19 protein-coding genes are annotated in these 19,820 nt (G+C 35.1%); all 19 read right to left on the reverse strand.

Annotated features, from left to right (window positions below):
• Positions 1–6 precede the first annotated feature (6 nt).
• The gene (locus tag ACFFIS_RS11190) at positions 7–951 is read right to left on the reverse strand and encodes a bifunctional riboflavin kinase/FAD synthetase (RefSeq protein ID WP_390187564.1); all 945 of its coding nucleotides are present in this window, start codon (positions 949–951) and stop codon (positions 7–9) included.
• A gap of 23 nt (positions 952–974) precedes the next feature.
• Positions 975–1,868 (reverse strand): tRNA pseudouridine(55) synthase TruB, encoded by an 894-nt coding sequence (gene truB, locus ACFFIS_RS11195; RefSeq protein WP_390187889.1) that lies wholly within the window; start codon positions 1,866–1,868, stop codon positions 975–977.
• A 94-nt stretch (positions 1,869–1,962) separates the two neighbouring features.
• The gene (rbfA, locus tag ACFFIS_RS11200; protein WP_390187566.1) at positions 1,963–2,304 is read right to left on the reverse strand and encodes a 30S ribosome-binding factor RbfA; all 342 of its coding nucleotides are present in this window, start codon (positions 2,302–2,304) and stop codon (positions 1,963–1,965) included.
• Positions 2,305–2,457: 153 nt separating this feature from the next.
• A complete protein-coding gene (locus tag ACFFIS_RS11205; protein WP_320378948.1) occupies positions 2,458–2,736 on the reverse strand; it encodes a DUF503 domain-containing protein in 279 nt (92 codons plus the stop codon).
• A complete protein-coding gene (infB, locus tag ACFFIS_RS11210; RefSeq protein ID WP_390187569.1) occupies positions 2,733–4,883 on the reverse strand; it encodes a translation initiation factor IF-2 in 2,151 nt (716 codons plus the stop codon). The genes ACFFIS_RS11205 and infB overlap by 4 nt, the downstream gene beginning before the upstream one ends.
• Before the next feature lie 20 nt (positions 4,884–4,903).
• On the reverse strand, positions 4,904–5,206 hold the full coding sequence (locus tag ACFFIS_RS11215) for a L7Ae/L30e/S12e/Gadd45 family ribosomal protein (RefSeq protein ID WP_320378946.1): 303 nt from the start codon (positions 5,204–5,206) through the stop codon (positions 4,904–4,906).
• Positions 5,199–5,471 carry an RNase P modulator RnpM gene (gene rnpM / locus ACFFIS_RS11220; RefSeq protein ID WP_320378945.1) on the reverse strand — a complete coding sequence of 91 codons (273 nt, stop codon included), beginning with the start codon at positions 5,469–5,471 and terminating at the stop codon, positions 5,199–5,201. Before rnpM ends, ACFFIS_RS11215 begins: the two co-directional genes overlap by 8 nt.
• Positions 5,472–5,483: 12 nt before the next feature.
• Complete coding sequence (gene nusA / locus ACFFIS_RS11225; protein WP_390187571.1) at positions 5,484–6,605, reverse strand: transcription termination factor NusA; 1,122 nt, start codon at positions 6,603–6,605, stop codon at positions 5,484–5,486.
• Between the two features lie 14 nt (positions 6,606–6,619).
• On the reverse strand, positions 6,620–7,090 hold the full coding sequence (gene rimP, locus ACFFIS_RS11230; protein ID WP_320378944.1) for a ribosome maturation factor RimP: 471 nt from the start codon (positions 7,088–7,090) through the stop codon (positions 6,620–6,622).
• A gap of 301 nt (positions 7,091–7,391) precedes the next feature.
• Positions 7,392–8,150: a hypothetical protein gene (locus ACFFIS_RS11235; protein ID WP_320378943.1), complete on the reverse strand. Its 759-nt coding sequence runs from the start codon at positions 8,148–8,150 to the stop codon at positions 7,392–7,394.
• Positions 8,143–8,697, reverse strand: a complete 555-nt coding sequence (locus ACFFIS_RS11240) for a sigma-70 family RNA polymerase sigma factor (RefSeq protein WP_390187573.1) — start codon at positions 8,695–8,697, stop codon at positions 8,143–8,145. The genes ACFFIS_RS11235 and ACFFIS_RS11240 overlap by 8 nt, the downstream gene beginning before the upstream one ends.
• Positions 8,698–8,971: 274 nt before the next feature.
• Positions 8,972–13,258 (reverse strand): PolC-type DNA polymerase III, encoded by a 4,287-nt coding sequence (locus ACFFIS_RS11245; protein ID WP_390187574.1) that lies wholly within the window; start codon positions 13,256–13,258, stop codon positions 8,972–8,974.
• 81 nt (positions 13,259–13,339) lie between these two features.
• Positions 13,340–14,599: an RIP metalloprotease RseP gene (rseP, locus tag ACFFIS_RS11250; RefSeq protein ID WP_390187576.1), complete on the reverse strand. Its 1,260-nt coding sequence runs from the start codon at positions 14,597–14,599 to the stop codon at positions 13,340–13,342.
• A gap of 83 nt (positions 14,600–14,682) precedes the next feature.
• Positions 14,683–15,462 (reverse strand): phosphatidate cytidylyltransferase, encoded by a 780-nt coding sequence (locus tag ACFFIS_RS11255; protein ID WP_390187577.1) that lies wholly within the window; start codon positions 15,460–15,462, stop codon positions 14,683–14,685.
• Positions 15,463–15,477: 15 nt separating this feature from the next.
• Positions 15,478–16,245 (reverse strand): undecaprenyl pyrophosphate synthase, encoded by a 768-nt coding sequence (gene uppS, locus ACFFIS_RS11260; protein ID WP_390187578.1) that lies wholly within the window; start codon positions 16,243–16,245, stop codon positions 15,478–15,480.
• A 378-nt stretch (positions 16,246–16,623) separates the two neighbouring features.
• Complete coding sequence (gene frr / locus ACFFIS_RS11265; RefSeq protein WP_320378941.1) at positions 16,624–17,181, reverse strand: ribosome recycling factor; 558 nt, start codon at positions 17,179–17,181, stop codon at positions 16,624–16,626.
• 3 nt (positions 17,182–17,184) lie between these two features.
• Complete coding sequence (pyrH, locus tag ACFFIS_RS11270) at positions 17,185–17,907, reverse strand: UMP kinase (protein WP_390187579.1); 723 nt, start codon at positions 17,905–17,907, stop codon at positions 17,185–17,187.
• An 83-nt stretch (positions 17,908–17,990) separates the two neighbouring features.
• Entirely contained in the window at positions 17,991–18,872 is an 882-nt protein-coding gene (gene tsf, locus ACFFIS_RS11275) for a translation elongation factor Ts (RefSeq protein ID WP_390187581.1), read from the reverse strand.
• A gap of 94 nt (positions 18,873–18,966) precedes the next feature.
• On the reverse strand, positions 18,967–19,737 hold the full coding sequence (gene rpsB / locus ACFFIS_RS11280; protein WP_390187582.1) for a 30S ribosomal protein S2: 771 nt from the start codon (positions 19,735–19,737) through the stop codon (positions 18,967–18,969).
• Positions 19,738–19,820 lie beyond the last annotated feature (83 nt).

The raw sequence follows: 19,820 nt of genomic DNA on the forward strand, positions 1-19,820 counted from the left end.
TAAAACTTAATGGCTTTCCTTAAAATATTGACGAATTTGCACTTCGTCTTTTTTCATTTGCTCGATTAGATCCTCAACTGAAGAAAATTTCTTTTCTTCACGTATAAAGGCATACCATTCTAATTTTAACTCTTTTCCATAAATATCATGACTATAATCTAAAATATTCACTTCCAATGTTCTTTGCTGATTTTCATCATGAAAAGTTGGATTGAACCCTAAACTAGCCATCGCATCATAGGACTCATTCTTATAAATAACCTTAACGGCGTAAATACCCGTTTTAGGTAATAGTATTTCTGAATCAAATTGCAAGTTAGCAGTTGGAAACCCTAATTTTCTACCACGCTTTGCACCATCAATAACCGTGCCATGTAAATATAAAGGTCGACCTAAAAGCTGCTGTACCGTTGTGACATCTCCTGTAGCTAAAAGTTCCCGAATTTTGGTTGAACTAATCTTTTCCGCATCATATTCTACTTTATCAATCACCGTATGCGTAAAAAAGCCTCTCGTTAATTGACCAATAGTTTGCATATTGCCTTTTCCTTTATGACCGAAAGTAAAATCAAATCCCGCGACAACATGTTTGATGTTTAATCCAATAATAAAATGGTCAAGAAAGGCTTGCGGTGATAATCCTGATAATTCCTTATTAAATGTAATTAAATATAGACGATCCACATTCATTTGTTGCAATATTTCTTGTTTCTCTCGAATTGGTGTAATGTATTTTACATCTTTTGCGTCTGCTTTTAATACAACTGATGGATGAGGATGGAAGGTAATAACAGCACTTTCCATCCCACGTTTCTTCGCTTCAGATACTGCTGTTTTGATTACTTTTTGATGTCCTTTATGTATACCATCAAAGAATCCGATAGCCGCAACAGTTTCTGGTAATTCCTGCTGTTGTAATATATGAGGGTACATTAATTCTATCGTTCTCATTTTTTCACCTTCATTCATTATCATCAATTGAACACGCGAACCGCCCTAATCTGGTTTGGCTGTTCAGGATCAATTTTATAAATAGCTAGTAATTCTCCTTCTCCAAATACCACTTTAAATGGTGTAGAAGGAAGTTCTTCTACTGGCCATTTAATTTTTTGACCATACCGTACTTTTTGCTGCGTTATCTCATCAACCTTTAGCGTTGGTAAATGGTCTACTCCACATGAAATTGGCATTAATAAATTTCCAATTTGTCCTTTTTCTTTGGCAAGTACAATATCATCAAAATTAACCGTATTTTCTTCACTGAATGAGCCTGTCTTTATACGAACTAAATACGACATATGTGCGGGATATCCTAATTTTTTTCCAATATCGACACAAAGTGTTCGTATGTACGTACCTTTTGAACAAACTGCTTTAAATCTAATCCGGTTAATAGATGGTTCCGCTTGTTCTAATCTTTCAATTTGATGTATCGTAACAAGTCGTTTTGGACGTTCTACTTCAATATTTTCACGCGCATACTCATAAAGCTTTTTTCCTTTTACTTTGACGGCAGAATACATGGGCGGTACTTGTGTTATTGTACCATGAAATGATTGTATAGCGCTGTTAATTTGTTCATCTGATAAGGGAATAACAGGTTTTTCTGCAATAACCTTTCCGTAGCTATCCTCTGTATCTGTCGCGCTCCCTAAACAGATTTCAGCAATATATGTTTTCTTTGTATCAGTTAGAAAAGGGACAATTTTAGTAGCTTGTCCAATACAAATTGGTAATACTCCTTCTACTTCTGGGTCTAACGTTCCTGTGTGACCTACTTTTTTTGTATGCAATAACTTGCGAACTTTCATGACACAATCATGGGATGTCATTCCTTTTGGCTTCCATAGCGGTAAGATACCATCCATCTTTATCATCACTTCTTTCAACTCGTCGTATATATTTCCTAACCTAAAAAATCTGACTTAGCAAGAAGCTTAAGTCAGATTTTGATAAACCATTTTATTTATTTAAATCACGTAATATGGCGTCAATTCGGTTACCGTATTCCAACGCTTCATCAAATTCAAATATAATTTCCGGTGTTTTTCTCAAACGAATTCTTGAACCGATTTCAGAGCGAATAAATCCCTTTGCTTTCGCAAGCCCTAATAACGTATCCTGTTTTTCCTTTTCACTACCTAAAACAGAAATAAATACTGTCGCTTGTTGTAAATCACCTGTTACTTCAACATCCGTTACGGTCACGAATCCTACTCTGGGATCTTTTAATTTCTTGGTGAGTATTTCCCCTAGCTCTTTTTTCATCTGCTCTGCCACGCGATTCGAACGTATGTTTGCCATCTTTTCACCTCATTATCATCAAAGCCCAAATTCCTTTTTGTGTTTAAATGCGGAAGCAAAATATATGCTACTATAAAATGATGTTCAAAAAAGCCCGATAAAATAACACATGATACCACTTGCTGTATTTCATCTACTTTTTTACTCTCACGCTTATACATGCTCTATGTTTGTAATTGTTCTTTCTATCTCCGTAAACGTATCAATTACACGCAATACTTCTTGTATCACTTTTTCTGCATGTAATCGTTCATTTGAAATAGTCACAATTCCAAACTTTGTACGTTGCCACAAGTCATGATAATCAAGTTCTGTAATTGCTACATTAAAATCATTTTGCAGTCTTGACATGACCTTTTTAAGTACAGCACGTTTTTGTTTTAATGAATGACCATCATAGAACATACACTCTACTTCTGCGTATATAATCATACTCGTTTAATTTCCTCCATCACAAATGCTTCGATTACATCGCCTTCTTTTATATCATTAAAGTTTTTGATTGTAATTCCACATTCGTAGTTCTGTGCAACCTCTCTCACATCATCTTTAAATCGTTTTAATGTGTCAATTTCGCCTTCGTAAAGAACGACACCATCACGTATAAGTCTAACACCAGCATTACGTGTTATTTTTCCATCTGTTACATAGCAACCTGCAATCGTACCAATTTTTGAAACCTTAAATGTTTCTCTAACTTCTGCCTGACCTATTACTTTTTCTTTAAATTCCGGGTCAAGTAGTCCTTTCATTGCTGCTTCTATTTCTTCAATTGCTTTATATATAACACGATGTAAACGAACGTCAACGTTTTCAGATTCCGCTGCTTTTTTAGCATTCACGTCTGGGCGTACATTAAAGCCAATTACAATCCCATTTGATGCAGAAGCTAGTATAATATCTGATTCATTAATTGCTCCAACACCAGCGTGAATAATATTAATTTTGACACCTTCTACATCTATTTTTTGAAGAGAAGATGACAATGCTTCCGCTGAACCTTGAACATCGGCCTTAATAATAATATTAATTTCTTTCATTTCACCTTGTTTTATTTGCTCAAATAGGTCATCAAGGCTAACTTTTGTTTGTTCACTACGATTTTCTTGGATTGACTTTTGTTGACGTGCTTCACCTATTTGACGGGCTTTCTTTTCGTCTTTAAATACTAGGAACTGATCACCAGCTTGTGGTACTTCATTTAATCCTGTAATCTCTACTGGAGTTGATGGACCAGCAGACTTAATTCGTCTACCAAGGTCATTTACCATTGCACGTACACGACCATACGTACTTCCAACAACAATCGCATCACCTACTTGAAGTGTACCATTTTGTACAAGTAATGTAGCAACTGATCCTTTACCACGATCAAGTTCTGCTTCAATCACCGTACCAAATGCACTAGCTTTCGGATTAGCTTTTAATTCTTCCACTTCCGCAACGAGTAAAATCATTTCTAACAAATCATCAATACCTTCATGTTGTAAAGCTGATAAGTTAACAAATATTGTTTCGCCGCCCCAGTCCTCAGGGATAAGTTCGTATTCTGTTAATTCTTGCATGACACGATCTGGATTTGCTGTTTCTTTATCCATTTTGTTAACAGCAACAATTATCGGTACTTCAGCAGCTTTCGCATGATTTAGTGCCTCTACAGTTTGTGGCATTACACCGTCGTCAGCTGCAACAACTAAAATAGCAATATCTGTCACTTGGGCTCCGCGAGAACGCATGCTTGTGAAAGCTTCATGACCTGGTGTGTCTAAAAATGTGATTTTCTTATTATCTACTTTTATTTGGTATGCACCTATATGCTGTGTAATTCCACCTGCTTCACCTGCCGTTACTTTTGATTCACGTATCGCATCAAGCAACGTTGTCTTTCCATGGTCAACATGCCCCATAATTGTCACAATAGCAGGTCTTTCAATTAAATCTTTTTCATCGTCTTCCTGTACGTACTTATCAAAGTCCGTATCTTCTAAAATAATTTCCTTTTCTACCTCAACATTAAACTCACTACAGATTAATTCAATTGCATCATCATCGAGATCTTGGTTTTTTGTAGCCATAACTCCTAAAAATAATAGGTGTTTGATAATTTCAGATGCATCCTTGTGTAGTTTACTAGCCAATTCACTAACTGTTAGCGTACTGCTATACGTGATTTTTGTTGGTGACTCCATTTTAGTTTCTTTTTGCTGTTGTGAATTAACTACATTTTCCTTTTTACCTTTTCTTCCACCTTTTGATTGCTTTTTATTATGTTTAGCGTTTTGATTTTTTTGTGGAAAATTTGGTTTTGATTGTTTAGTTTGTTTTGATTGATTACCTTTTTTATCCTGACGGTTATCGTTTTGTTTCTTTCCTTCCACGGTTTGCTGTTTTGTTTCTTTCTTTTGATTTGTATCTTTCTGATTTTCAGTAACTTTTCCTTGTAATTTTTTCATATCGTCCTCATCTATTGTCGACATATGGTTTGATACTTCTATATTAAGCTGTTTTAATTTCTCAATCACTTCTCTACTCGTAACATTGTTTTCTTTTGCATATTCATATACACGCATTTTACGCATATGTTCACCCCCACATTTAATTACTCGAGCAGCGATAATACTTTGTTTGCAAATCCATCATCAAGGATAGCAATTGCTACTCTTTGTTGTTTACCTATTGCCTGTGATAATGTATTCCGATCCACATCTAGGACGATAAGTGGTATGTCATATGTTTGGCATTTATCCATCATTTTCTTTTTCGTTTGTTGTCCGATATCATTTGCTAGTAGTACCAACTTTGCTCTTTTCTTTTGGATGTCTTTAATGATATTTCCCTCTCCAAGCGAGCATTTTCTTGCACGATATACTAGCCCTAACAAATTTAAATAGTTACTATTCATCGCTATCAACCAGTTGCTTTAATTCTTCATAGACAGAGGAATCAATTTCTGTATTGAGATGGCGCGCCAATACATTTGATTTTTCAGCTTTTAATATTGTTTGCAAATCCCTAGATACATAAGCCCCGCGTCCATTCATCTTACCAGTAAGGTCAACGGATACTTCGCCATCTTTATTACGTACAATACGAATTAACGATTGCTTCGGCTTCATTTCCTGTGTGACGACACATTTGCGTAAAGGAACTTTTCTTTGTCGTACCATCTAAAATCCCCCTTATTCAAATAAGTCTCCAAATGAATCGGATTTCTCTTCTACTAGTTCATCTTCAGCAAAAATGGTTTCAGCATGTAATATTCCTTCATTTTTTGCTTCTGTTTCACTTTTAATATCAATTTTCCAACCTGTTAATTTTGCAGCAAGACGTGCATTTTGTCCACGCTTTCCTATTGCTAGAGATAATTGATAATCTGGCACAATAACGGTTGTAGCTTTTTCTTCTTCATTTACAATGACTTCAACCACTTTTGATGGGCTTAAAGCATTGGAAACATAAACGGTCGGATCTTCAGACCATTCCACAATATCAATTTTTTCACCTTTTAATTCATTTACAACCGCTTGTACTCGTTGTCCTTTTTGCCCAACACAAGAGCCAACGGGATCAACTTCTGGATTTTCTGCATATACTGCGATTTTTGAACGATCTCCAGCTTCACGAGCAACTGATTTAATTTCTACAGTTCCATCATATATTTCTGGTACTTCCATTTCAAATAAACGTTTCAATAAACCAGGGTGAGAACGTGATATAAAGATTTGTGGACCTTTACTTGTATTCTCTACTTTTGTAACTAAAACTTTAATTCGATCATGAATGTTATATGTTTCAGTTGGGATTTGCTCTTGTTCCGGTAATTTTGCCTCAATTTTTCCTAAATCAACATAAATAAATCTAGGGTCTTTACGTTGGACAATTCCTGTCATAACATCTTCTTCACGATCTACATACTCCTCGTAGATGACACCTCTTTCAGCTTCGCGTACACGTTGAGTTACAACTTGTTTTGCAGCTTGTGCAGCAATTCGACCAAAGTCTTTTGGTGTTACTTCAACCTCAATTACATCTTCCAATTCATAATTGGGATCGATTTTCTTCGCTTCTTCTAACGAAATTTCTTGTTGATGATCCATCACATCATCTACAACATTTTTGCGTGAATATACCCGCATTTTACCTTGTTGTTCATCTAGATCTACTCGAACGTTCGTTGCAGATTTAAAGTTTTTCTTATAGGCTGAAATGAGTGCTGCTTCCAATGCCTCTAATAAAACTTCCTTATTTATTCCTTTTTCAACCGCTAACATTTCAATTGCATCAAACAGTTGATTGCTCACTTTTTATTCCCCCTTTAAAATACAACTGCTAGCCTCGCATTTGCAATTTTATCAAATGGTATTTCAACTTCTTTTGTACGTGATTTGAAGCGATATGATATAGTTGCCACATCATTTTCAAACTGTTTTAAAATACCTTCATACTCTTTTTCGCCTTCTATTGGCGCATACAACTTGATATAAACATTTTCATTGACATGATTGTCAAAGTCTTTCTTCGTTTTTAAAGGCCGTTCAGCACCTGGAGAAGATACTTCCAAAAAATATGCTTCTTTAATTGGGTCGATTTCATCAAGCTTTTCACTTAATTTTTCTGACACGAATCCACACTCCGAAATATCGACGCCACCTTCTTTATCAATATATACCCTTAAAAACCAATCATTTCCTTCCTTAACAAACTCAATATCGACTAATTCTAAGTTGTTATCTTTTAGGATAGGCAAAACAATTTGCTCTGTTGTTTGGATAATATCGGAATTCAATGTTTTTTCCTCCTTTTGCTGCAATCTTATTTAGTTTATTATGTACGATACGTAGATTTTCCATTAACATATCGAAAAACTATTGATAAGTAGACAGACATCAGCGTGTGTTTACTCGAAACAATTCAATATAAAACCCTTGCCCAAAAAGGCAAGGGAGCAAACTCAAGATGGGCTTAAGTATGAAGAAAGAGTGGGGAGCACCCACTCTTTTCAAACGATTCATTACGTACAATAAAACTATAACATAACCATACACGACATGCAACAAACAGCATTAAAATTGTTGTAATTAATATGGTTATTCCCACAAATACGAATCAACTAATTCCCATTTTACTATTTTCCCATTTTCAATCGTGTATTTCAATAAAGCAAATCCCATATTATGACCATCTTCAAAACTAGCAAATACCCACTCATGACTTAATACGATAATATCTTCTTCACTATAAAAGTTCATCGTACCACCGAGTACGCCTTCATATGGAATGATATCTGGATTACTCATTAAATCTTTTCTAACTCCTGCTATGCCGTCATCATATCCAGCGTTCTTTAATAACTTTTCAGTATGGTTAAATAATTCGTTACTAGCATTTGTTTTTTCTTCTTTTAACTGTTTCATATAGTTTTCATTTTCAGTTACCAGTTCTTTATTAACAGATTTCAATTCCACCAACTCATGATTCAATTTATCGTTTTCCTCGATATATTTATTAACTTCAGTTTTATATTTCTCAATTTCCGCTTTATATTGTTGAATCGCTTCTTTCTGTTCAACTTCATCAGATTGGGAAACTCCAGCTACTTCATCTTGATTATTTGGAGTATTTGGTTTAGTTGTCTGATTTTCCGCTAGAGCAAACATCGTAAGCCCAGCAAATATAACGACTGTCGCAATGAGGCTAAAAATTGGCGTGAATTTAAACGTTTTTTTTCCTTTATGAATCTTACTACGAGATTTTGATTTCATCATAATCCTCTCCTCAAGATCTTTGGTAAATAATTGTTTATCTTGAAAGTAAGCATGTAGGCCTTCTTTAATCCTCTTATCCATGTTCCAGTCCTCCCTCCTGGTCATAAATAGCTAACTTTTTTTTCAACCTTAGTCGTCCTCGACGTAATCTGGTCTTTACCGTGTTTATGGAGCATTTTAATAGTTGCGCAATCTCCTCGTTAGAAAATTCATGGTAATAGTACAAAATGATAACCTCTCGATATTTTATAGGTAAGGATGTTACAATTGTAAAAATAAATTCTTTGTCCTGTTTTAAAAGTACAGCCGATTCGGTTTCTTCTTTACTTTGAAAAACATGTGATACTTTTTCAGTTAATACTGTATTTTTGTAAGACCAACTTCGAAAATAATCGTGACAGCGGTTAATTGTCATTCTATAAAGATACGTTTTATAAGACGATTTCCCAGCAAATTGGTCTATCCGTTCAAATGCTCGCATAAATACATCCTGTATGATATCTTCAGATATATTTTTATCTTTCACATAGAGATAAGCTAAGCGCGTTAATTCTTCACCATATTCCTGAACTAAATGGTAAAATAAATCATCAATCCTTTCATTTTCAAAGAATGAAGGTTGTTTCATTAGCTTTTTTAACCCCCTTTCAGTCTTGCTTTATTACACTTATTTGACGGAATGCTTCATTTATAAGTTTCATTTTGTCTACATTATTTCTAATAAAACAAAAGTACATACAACATCCTATCTGAAATAAAGTGAGACTTCAATCAGTGTGAGGTCTACCACCAGTTATCCTACGATAAAAAGGGATGCTACAAATTTTAAGTAGCATCCCTTACATAAAAAAACTTTCACGAGTGTTCATGCAACATACTGTTAAACATTTTCACCCGTTCTTTTAAAATAATGATAATTGGTTTTTCTCTGCCATACCTTCCAAACAACCATGGTTATCTAGATATTCCAATACGGTTTTTGAAATCTTACTTCGTTCACGTAAATCTTCTTTTGATAAAAACTCTCCTTCTTCACGTGCTTTCACGATATTGATAGCTGCATTTGTACCAAGACCATCTACTGCATTAAATGGTGGAATAAGTGAATTTCCATCAACGATAAACTCTGTTGCACTAGACTGGTACAAATCTACCTTACCGAAGGAGAATCCACGTTCACACATTTCTAATGATATCTCGAGTACTGTAAGTAAACTCTTTTCTTTCGGTGGAGCATCATTACCTTTTGCTTGTATTTCTTCAATACGTTTTTTAATTGCCGCAGACCCTTTTACCATTGTATCAAGTTCAAAATCATTTGCACGCACTGTAAAATATGCTGCATAAAATAGAATCGGATGGTGCACTTTGAAATAAGCAATTCTTACCGCCATTAAAACATATGCTGCGGCGTGTGCCTTTGGAAACATATATTTAATCTTTTTACATGATTCAATATACCAATCTGGTACATCGTGCTTATTCATCTCAACTATCCATTCATCTTGAAGTCCTTTCCCCTTCCGAACAGACTCCATAATTTTAAATGCTAGTGAGGCATCAAGACCTTTGTGCATCAAATAAACCATAATATCATCACGACAACCGATAACTTCGGGTAATGTGCATGTACCATTGTTAATTAATTCTTGCGCGTTTCCAAGCCAAACATCCGTACCATGCGACAACCCAGAAATAATGACAAGTTCTGCAAACGTCGTTGGTTTTGTATCTTCTAACATTTGTCGTACAAATTTTGTACCAAACTCAGGTACACCTAACGTGCCCGTGCTACAGTTTATTTGATCAGCCGTAACTCCAAGTGATGATGTACTAGAAAATATTTTCATGACATCTGGATCGTCAATCGGTATTGTCTTTGGATCTATTCCACTTAAGTCTTGTAACATACGAATGACTGTCGGATCATCATGACCAAGTATATCAAGTTTCAATAAATTATCATGAATGGAATGGAAGTCAAAATGAGTTGTTTTCCATTCACTATTCCGGTCATCCGCTGGAAACTGAATTGGTGTAAAGTCAAAAATTTCTTTGTCATCTGGGACAACAATGATTCCCCCAGGGTGTTGCCCAGTTGTCCGTTTTACACCGGTACATCCTTGCACGAGTCGTTCAACTTCCGCCCCCTTAAACTGTAATTGTTTATCAGAAGCATAACCTTTTACATAACCATAAGCTGTTTTTTCTGCAATCGTACCAATGGTACCGGCACGATATACTTTTTCTTCTCCAAAAAGTACTTTTGTGTAGTTATGCGCTACGGGTTGGTATTCGCCTGAAAAGTTTAAATCGATATCTGGAACTTTATCACCTTTAAAACCTAAAAATGTTTCAAATGGTATGTCTTGTCCATCTTTTGTCAACATAATGTGGCAATTTGGACATTCCTTATCAGGCAAGTCAAATCCACTCCCGACTGAACCATCCGTAATAAATTCATGATAGTGGCAACTTTTACAAACATAATGTGGTGGTAAAGGATTTACTTCCGTTATTTCCGTCATCGTTGCAACTAAGGATGAGCCAACCGAGCCCCGAGAACCTACTAAATATCCATCATCTAATGACTTTTTAACTAATTTATGTGAAATTAGATAAATTACTGCAAAACCATGACCTATAATACTCGTTAGTTCTTTCTCTAAACGATCTGTTACAATTTTAGGGATTTGTTCACCATATATCTTGGCTGCATGATTATAGCAAAGATCCCGGATTTCTTGATCCGCACCCTCGATTGTAGGTGTAAACAAGCCATCTTTAATTGGAGAAATCACTTCAATCTCTTCAGCAAGTGCCTGTGTATTTGCCACAACAATTTCTTTTGCTGTATCTTCTCCCAAAAACTGAAATATCTTAAGCATTTCATCCGTTGTTCGAAACGGCGTATCTGGTAGTTGTTGCCTATTTAATGGATTACCAGCTTGTGAGGCAATCAATATTTGTCGGTAAAGTTTCTCGTGTTCTTCTACATAATGAACGTTACCTGTTGCTACTACTTTTTTATTTATCCGTTTACCCATCTCCACTATTTTTCTAATAATATCTAAGATTTGTGCTTCATTTTGAACAAGTTCTCTTTGTACGAGATGAACAAAATTAGTGGGTGGTTGGACTTCAATATAGTCATAAAAAGCTGCTACTTTTTCGGCTTCATCAGCCGACTTCTGCATCATTGTTTCAAACACTTCGCCTTTATCACATGCAGTTCCAACTAGAATACCTTCACGATGTTTCTGTAATAAGGAGCGAGGTATACGAGGAACACGATAAAAATAATGAATATGTGCATAAGATACTAATTTGTAAATATTTTTTAGCCCTTCCTCATTTTTGGCTAGCAAAGTACAATGAAAAGGTCTTGAACGTTGGTATGCATTCCCTTCACCCATATGGTCATTTAATTTATTGTGGTTTGTGATGTCCTTTTTAAGTAAACTTTGTACAAAATTCCAAAGTAAATAACCAGTTGCTTCTGCATCATATATTGCTCGGTGGTGTTGGGTTAATTCAATATCTAATAATTTACAAAGTGTATTTAATCGATGATTTCTTAATTCCGGATATAAAAACCTTCCAAGTTCTAACGTATCAATAACTGGTTGGCTAACTTTCGGTAAATCAATGCGACTATATCCTTGATTTAAAAACCCAATATCAAAACTAGCATTATGTGCGACAAGAATACTATCTTCTGCCCACTCATGAAACTTTTGTAATACTTCCGCCACTTCTGGTGCACTTTGTACCATATCATCTGTGATTCCGGTTAAATTAATCGTTGTTTCAGATAATGGGTGATGTGGATTAGCAAATGACTCGAAACGATCCACAATTTCACCTTGATAGATTTTTACACCGGCAAGCTCAATTATTGTATCGTAAACTGCAGATAGTCCCGTTGTCTCTACGTCAAAAACCACATAAGTAGCTTCATTTAAATCGATATCTTGTTCGTTATAAGCAATTGGTACCCCATCATCAACTAAATTTGCCTCTACGCCATATAAAACTTTAACACCATGTTTTTGGCCTGCATGATGTGCTTCAGGGAAACCTTGTACCCCTGCATGATCCGTTATCGCAATTGCTTGATGTCCCCATTTAGCAGCCTGTTCAACAAGTCTTCCGGGAGAAACAACTGCATCTAATTGGCTCATTGTCGTATGTGCATGTAATTCTACTCGTTTATCCCCTTCTGGAGCCGTATCACTTCTTAACGAAATGTTTACTTCATTAATATCATTTGCCATCATCGATAATTCATTGGAATACATATCCGTTTGAATAGAGCCTCTAGCCTTTACCCACATTCCTGTTTTTAGTTGTTCAAACTTTTCCGCATCTTCATCATTTCTCGAGAACACTTTAATAGCAAGAGAATCTGTATAATCTGTTGCTTTAATAATTAATAAGCTTCTACCAGAACGGAGTTTTCGAATATCGATGGCAAATATATATCCTTGTACGGTAATTCTTCGTTCTTCCTCTAAAATATTTTCCATATTCACGATATCATCTTGAATTTGATATCCAACCATAAATGGCAAATGCTGTTCATTCTTCTGTTTCGCAGTGTCTCGCTTTTCCATTTCTTGCATTGTCTTTATTACTAGTTGTTTATCCTCTAATGCTTTTTGTTCCCGGAATTTTTCCAGTTCTAAAGCTTCTGTTTTCACAGTAACATCGATTGTAAATGGTGGTAAACCAATCTTTTTACAAAAGACCTGAAAGCGATTCTCCAACCGCTTCCTTAATGCATTTGCTTCTGCATCATTTCTAGCGGTAAGTTGTAATTTTTGATTGGTTATTTCTGGTATCTGATTTAGTATTAAATCACGATATGCTGGAGATAATTCATTTTCATGTAAGAATAATTGCCAATATTCTTGAATAAGTTTCTCATTACTACTATTTGTGCTTGGATATAAGGATACATCTACTTTTGCAATATGTGTAAAAGATTTTTGTAATTGTTGAAGGAGAAATTGATAAACTGGAGCTGGCAATACTTCTTTTATTTGAATATGAAAATGCCATTTTTTCTCTTGTTTGAATATGTCAAGTTTGTTTAACTCACTACCTTCGAAATATAGTTTATAATCATTTGGTAGTTGAATCTGTTCCAACAAGATTATCATTTTTTGCTGCTTAGATAGATCCATTACATGTTCCCCCTGATAATTCCTCAATCATTTTAAAGATGGAAACCCCTGTCAACTATTAGACAAGGGTTCATACTAATATTATAAAAATAATCGTTGAATGTCGTTCCATGTTACAATAATCATAAGTAACATCAACAAGGCAAATCCGACAAAATGTACAATACCTTCTTTTTGTGGATCAATTGGCTTACCTCTGAGCCCCTCTAAACCTACAAACAACAGACGTCCGCCATCAAGTGCAGGTAATGGAAGTAAATTCACAATACCCAAGTTAATACTTAACATAGCAGTCCACAACAGAAAGCTATTAAATCCAGTTTGTACTACTTGATCAGTAATATCATATATTCCCACTGGACCCGCTAATTGATCAATTGAAAATTGCCCTGTGACAAGCATGGCTAAATTCGTTAGTATTAATTTAGTAGTTGTATACGTTTGTTCAAAACCATATGTAACGGTTTTAAATAGAGACTTTTCAAATCCTAAACTTATACCTATTTGTCCTACTTCCTCACCTTGACGTTCTATTTTCTTAGGTGTTACGGCCAATTCCTCTGTATTTCCATCGCGGTTTACAACCATTGTTAACTCTTCATTAGGATATTGTTGTACAATTTGACTAAATTCTTCCCAAGTTGAGATTGCCGTTCCATCAATTTGAATGATGGTGTCTCCAGCCTCAAAACCGGCCTGCTCTGCTGGACTATTCGGTTGCACTTGACCAACAAGGGCTTGTTCAGATGGAACCCCTTGAATAATGCCAAGAATAAAGAATAGCACGATGGCTAGTACAAAATTCATCATGGGGCCAGCAAACAACTGCATTGCACGTTGTCCGACCGTTTTTGAAGCAAATTGACGATCATACGGTGCAATTTGAGTTTTGTTTTCATCCATAATGAAAAAAGCTTTACGATCAACTTGAAAGGTTAGCTTCTCTTCATGTTCTCCGATTTCAAACCCTGTCACAACCAAGTCATGATCTAAGTCTACGTGATCTACTTCAATAACCATCGCATCTGGATGTTTTGATTTGTTATTCACGATAAGACTAGATACTTTACCTTCTTCATTAAACTCTAGACCAATATGTTGACCAGGTTTTAATTCAATAATCTCTGGATCTTCTCCGGCGACACGTACATATCCACCTATTGGTAGTAATCGTATCGTATATAACGTTTCATTTTTAACAAAGGAAAAGATTTTAGGACCAAATCCAATAGCAAATTCACGAACAAGCATCCCTGCTCTTTTAGCAAATATGAGATGCCCGAACTCATGAATTGATACGAGCAAACCAAACATGAAGATAAAAGCAATAACAGTCTTCAAATTTAAGCACCTTCCTCACTTCAAATTAACGTTTTGCTTTTCTGTTACACTCAAACAATGAAATAAAATAAATCAATCAAAACTTATAAAAATAAAGATTGAAATAAATGTAAGATAGGAAAGACAAACAATAAACTATCAAAACGATCTAATATCCCACCATGTCCGGGTAACAAGGTACCTGAATCTTTCACATTAAAATGTCGTTTATATGCTGATTCAACTAAATCACCTATTTGACCAAATATAGATATTAACACTGTAATACATAATACCATAATTATTGAATAGGGGAAGGGATAAACGATATGGAAAATAACACCGACTACTGTTGCAATCAGGATACCGCCAAACGCACCTTCAATTGTTTTGTTTGGGCTAATCTCTGGCCACAGTTTATTTTTCCCAAAAGCCCGTCCGACAAAATAGGCACCAGTATCAGTAGCCCATACAACAAATAATACGTAAAAAATTTGTGAAAGACCATCAAGTCGTGTTTCGATAAAGTAAAAAAAGCCCATTGTTACATAAATTGTGGATAAAACGACAAATCCAACATCTTGAAATGTAAATTTATTTTTCTTTAATACCGAATACGACAACATTAGAATAACGAATAACACAATAATGTCGGTACTTTCAATTGGTAACTTGATTGACTTAGGTAATAATAACACCCATAATGCAATCATAGCTACTATAGTAGGAAAAGAAATGACTGTTATTTTTTTCATACGTAGCAATTCAAATAAACCAATTGATGCAAGTATATAAATAAAACTAACAAATGGCCAATTTCCGTAGATGACAAACGGCAGAAATACAAGTAATGCTATCGTTGCAGTTATAATTCGTTGCTTCATCTTAGGTTCATCACCTTATTTAATACCTCCATAACGTCTCACTCTATTTTGATAATCTAACAACGCTTGAATAAAAACTTCTTTATTAAAATCAGGCCATAATACATCTGTAAACCAAAACTCAGAATAAGCGCATTGCCATAACAGGAAATTACTTAATCGTTTTTCACCGCTTGTGCGAATCAATAAGTCTGGATCAACTAATCCCTTTGTGTATAAATAGTCTTCTAAAATATTATCGTTAATATGATCAACATCTATTTTATTCTCGTTGACATCATGTACAATTTGCTTGAGCGCCTCTACAATTTCATGTCTAGAACCATAGTTTATAGCAAAATTTAATAATAATCCATCATTATCTTTCGTTCTTTCTTTAGCGTCTAGTACCGCTTCTTTCGTATGTTGTGGTAATGCATCAAAATCACCTATCGTTTCAACGCGGACATTTTTTTCGATTAGTTCAGGTAAATAGGTTTGCAGATATTCTTTAGGTAATCGCATCAAGTAATCTACTTCTAATTTTGGTCGTTTCCAATTTTCAGTAGAAAATGCGAATAATGTTAATATCTTAATTCCGTGGTCAGTAGCTGCTCTTACCGTATTTTGAACAGCGTCCATCCCCTCTTTATGACCATCTATTCGAGGTAACCCACGTTTTTTTGCCCAGCGACCATTACCATCCATAATGATAGCTACATGATTTGGCACATTTTTTAGTTTATATTGTTGTTTAGTTTCAGTAGATGATTTTCTTTTAAAAAAAGGAAGTCTTATTGACATAATTTGTCCTCCATCGATGTTTGTACTAAAGACATACAACTATCATAGTAAAGAATATGTAACGACATAGCAAGGATTATTTTAATGAACATTAATTATATCATCAAACATCTATTTTTTATAAAAAGAACGTCATAATATACGTCTTTTTGTTTTTAGCGAAATAAATAAAAGCTTCATTCAGTGATTATCTTACAAATACAGTACACGTCATTCCTAGCTAGTTGATCATTGCAACAAAGCAAGAAGTCATGTCTCTCATTATTTTTCCACTAAAAGAAGTGCAGAAAAGAAAAACCCTCTTATATAAGAGGGCTGTATCATGATATTCAACTTCGCGCTAAAAAATGCCTTCATTTTATAATTAGATTCGTTTTTCTATACTTCCATTATATCGTTTTCTTTAATTTTCATTAATTTGTCAATCTCAGCAATATATTTGTCAGTTTCTTTTTGTACATCATCTTGTGATACACGTAGTTCATCTTCAGTTAATTCACCATTTTTTTCTGCCTTTTTTAAATCATCATTCGAATCACGGCGAATATTTCTAACCTGTATTTTTGATTCTTCAGCAAACTTTCCTACAACTTTAACAAGATCTTTACGACGCTCTTCTGTTAGTGCTGGAATATTAATTCTGATTACATTACCGTCGTTTGAAGGAGATAAGCCAAGATCTGCTTTTTGAATAGCCTTTTCAATATCACCGACTACAGATTTGTCATAAGGAGTAATAAGCAACATTCTTGCTTCAGGAGCTGAAACAGTTGCCAATTGGTTTAATGGTGTTGATGCGCCATAATAATCAACATATACATTATCCAATAGGCTAGGATTTGCACGTCCTGTTCTAACCGTAGCTAGGTTTCTTGAAAATGCTTGAATTGCTTGTTCCATTTTGTCTCGCATTTCTTTCATTACATCTGCAACCATACTTTATTTCCCCCTTATTGTTGTACCGATTGTTTCTCCTTGTACAACTTTTTTAATATTTCCTTCTTCCATTATTGAAAATACGATAAGTGGTATATCATTATCCATACATAGTGAAGATGCAGTTGCATCCATTACACCCAAGCCTTCATTTAACATGTCCATAAACGATAGTTCATCGTATTTTGTGGCATCCTTATTTAGCTTAGGATCATCAGTATAAACGCCATCAACATTATTTTTAGCCATTAAAATAACTTCTGCTTCTATTTCAGCGGCACGTAATGCAGCAGTTGTGTCCGTAGAAAAATACGGATTTCCTGTCCCAGCAGCAAAAATAACGACTCGTTTCTTTTCTAAATGACGAATGGCTCTTCTTCTAATATAAGGTTCAGCCACCTGGCGCATTTCAATAGAAGTCTGAACTCTTGACGGAATCCCAATGTTTTCAAGGCTATCTTGTAATGCTAAGGAATTCATAATCGTTGCCAACATGCCCATGTAGTCGGCTGTCGCACGATCCATCCCCATTTCACTGCCTGTCTTTCCACGCCAAATATTACCTCCACCAACAACGACAGCAACTTCTACGTCTAATTCAACAACTTCTTTCACTTGTCTAGCGACTGATTGAATAATTGTTGGGTCAATCCCGTAACCTTGTTTTCCACTAAGAGCTTCACCGCTTAATTTAAGTACAATTCGCTGATAACGAGCTAATGTCATAGTAACCTCCAAAAATAACTCAAATTTTTTTCTAAACATTCGACATTTGAAAGAATAGGGAACAAATTTGTTCCCTATTCACATTATTTTTTAATTTGGCTCATTACCTCTTCAGCAAAGTTTTCTTCACGTTTTTCCATTCCTTCGCCTACTTCATAACGTGCAAAAGCTTTTACAGTTGCGTTATGATTTGCAACAAACTTTTTCACCTTTGTATCTGGATCTTTAACAAAACTCTGATCTAATAGGCAAATTTCTTCGAAGAACTTCCCTAAACGTCCTTCTACCATTTTTTCAACAATATGCTCAGGCTTACCTTCGTTTAAGGCTTGTGTTTTAAGTACTTCACGCTCACGGTCCACTTCTGAGGCTGCAACATCATCACGAGATACATAACGAGGGTTTACAGCTGCTACATGCATTGCAACGTCTTTTGCAACACTTTCATCAGATGTACCTTCAAGTAATGTTAGAGCACCGATACTGCCACCCATATGTAAATATGAACCAAATACATCTTGATCCGTTTTAGTCATGATTGTAAAGCGGCGTAGCGATAATTTTTCACCAATTTTAGCGACTGCTGAATTGATTACTACTTCTAAAGTCTCGCCATTGTCTGTTTTTTGTTGCAATGCTTCTTCAACATTTTCAGGTGTGTGTTTAACAAGATGTTTACCAATTTGATCAAGTAATTGCTTAAATTGGTCATTTTTAGTTACAAAGTCCGTCTCACAATTCACTTCAAAAAGAACTGCTGTATTATTCTCGATTTCTACATATGCTGAACCTTCAGCGGCAATACGTCCAGCTTTTTTAGCAGCACTTGCAATTCCTTTTTCACGTAAATAATCTATTGCTTTTTCAATATTACCATCAGTTTCTTGTAGTGCTTTTTTACAATCCATCATACCTGCACCAGTTTTTTCACGTAGTTCTTTTACCATTTTTGCAGTAATTGCCATTTTTGTTTCCTCCTTGATTTGTTTTATGTATCCTGTCATTTCTTTAAAAAAGGTGATAAAAGGTATATCCCCTTATCACCTAATCTATACCACATTACGCTTGGTTTGTTTCTGCTTTTTCAACTACTTCTTCTTTCGTATCCGTTACTTCTTTTACGTTTTCTGCAACAACTTCTTGCTCTTCTCCTTGATTTACTTCAAGGATTGCATCTGCCATTTTTGCTGTAAGCAATTTAACAGCACGAATTGCATCATCGTTTGCTGGGATTACGAAATCAACATCATCCGGATCACAGTTTGTATCCACGATACCGATAATTGGAATATTTAATTTGCGTGCTTCCGCAATAGCAATTCTTTCTTTTCTAGTATCCACTACAAACAATGCATCTGGAAGTTTTTTCATATCTTTAATTCCACCAAGGAATTTAATTAAACGATCTTTCTCTTTTAATAAATCAACTACTTCTTTTTTAGGTAGAACATCAAATGTTCCATCTTCTTCCATACGTTCAATATCTTTCAAACGGTTAATACGTTTACGAATTGTTTGGAAGTTTGTTAAAGTACCACCTAACCAACGTTGGTTAACAAAGTACATACCTGAACGGATTGCTTCTTCGCGCACTGAATCTTGTGCTTGTTTTTTTGTACCAACAAATAGTACTGTACCACCTTCAGCTGCAATGTTTTTCACAACATTGTACGCTTCTTCTACCTTTTTGACCGTTTTTTGTAGGTCAATGATATAAATACCGTTACGTTCCGTGAAAATGTATTTTTTCATTTTCGGATTCCAACGGCGTGTCTGGTGACCAAAATGTACACCAGCTTCTAGTAATTGTTTCATTGAAATTACTGACATATTACTTCCTCCTCTGGTTTTATCCTCCGCATATATCATTTTTGTAAAAAGACCTTCAACTTATAATGAGGCACCCATTTTAC

This window comes from Paracerasibacillus soli, from assembly GCF_042432965.1.
Classification (GTDB): Bacteria; Bacillota; Bacilli; order Bacillales; family Amphibacillaceae; genus Paracerasibacillus; species Paracerasibacillus soli.

What these genes read in the sequence shown, in the direction of transcription:
- ACFFIS_RS11190 (WP_390187564.1), bottom strand. Translation starts at nt 951, where the DNA reads ATGAGAACGATAGAATTAATGTACCCTCATATATTACAACAGCAGGAA.
- truB (WP_390187889.1), bottom strand. Translation starts at nt 1,868, where the DNA reads ATGGATGGTATCTTACCGCTATGGAAGCCAAAAGGAATGACATCCCAT.
- rbfA (WP_390187566.1), bottom strand. Translation starts at nt 2,304, where the DNA reads ATGGCAAACATACGTTCGAATCGCGTGGCAGAGCAGATGAAAAAAGAG.
- ACFFIS_RS11205 (WP_320378948.1), bottom strand. Translation starts at nt 2,736, where the DNA reads ATGATTATATACGCAGAAGTAGAGTGTATGTTCTATGATGGTCATTCA.
- infB (WP_390187569.1), bottom strand. Translation starts at nt 4,883, where the DNA reads ATGCGTAAAATGCGTGTATATGAATATGCAAAAGAAAACAATGTTACG.
- ACFFIS_RS11215 (WP_320378946.1), bottom strand. Translation starts at nt 5,206, where the DNA reads ATGAATAGTAACTATTTAAATTTGTTAGGGCTAGTATATCGTGCAAGA.
- rnpM (WP_320378945.1), bottom strand. Translation starts at nt 5,471, where the DNA reads ATGGTACGACAAAGAAAAGTTCCTTTACGCAAATGTGTCGTCACACAG.
- ACFFIS_RS11235 (WP_320378943.1), bottom strand. Translation starts at nt 8,150, where the DNA reads ATGGATAAGAGGATTAAAGAAGGCCTACATGCTTACTTTCAAGATAAA.
- ACFFIS_RS11240 (WP_390187573.1), bottom strand. Translation starts at nt 8,697, where the DNA reads ATGAAACAACCTTCATTCTTTGAAAATGAAAGGATTGATGATTTATTT.
- ACFFIS_RS11245 (WP_390187574.1), bottom strand. Translation starts at nt 13,258, where the DNA reads ATGGATCTATCTAAGCAGCAAAAAATGATAATCTTGTTGGAACAGATT.
- ACFFIS_RS11255 (WP_390187577.1), bottom strand. Translation starts at nt 15,462, where the DNA reads ATGAAGCAACGAATTATAACTGCAACGATAGCATTACTTGTATTTCTG.
- uppS (WP_390187578.1), bottom strand. Translation starts at nt 16,245, where the DNA reads ATGTCAATAAGACTTCCTTTTTTTAAAAGAAAATCATCTACTGAAACT.
- frr (WP_320378941.1), bottom strand. Translation starts at nt 17,181, where the DNA reads ATGGTTGCAGATGTAATGAAAGAAATGCGAGACAAAATGGAACAAGCA.
- pyrH (WP_390187579.1), bottom strand. Translation starts at nt 17,907, where the DNA reads ATGACATTAGCTCGTTATCAGCGAATTGTACTTAAATTAAGCGGTGAA.
- tsf (WP_390187581.1), bottom strand. Translation starts at nt 18,872, where the DNA reads ATGGCAATTACTGCAAAAATGGTAAAAGAACTACGTGAAAAAACTGGT.
- rpsB (WP_390187582.1), bottom strand. Translation starts at nt 19,737, where the DNA reads ATGTCAGTAATTTCAATGAAACAATTACTAGAAGCTGGTGTACATTTT.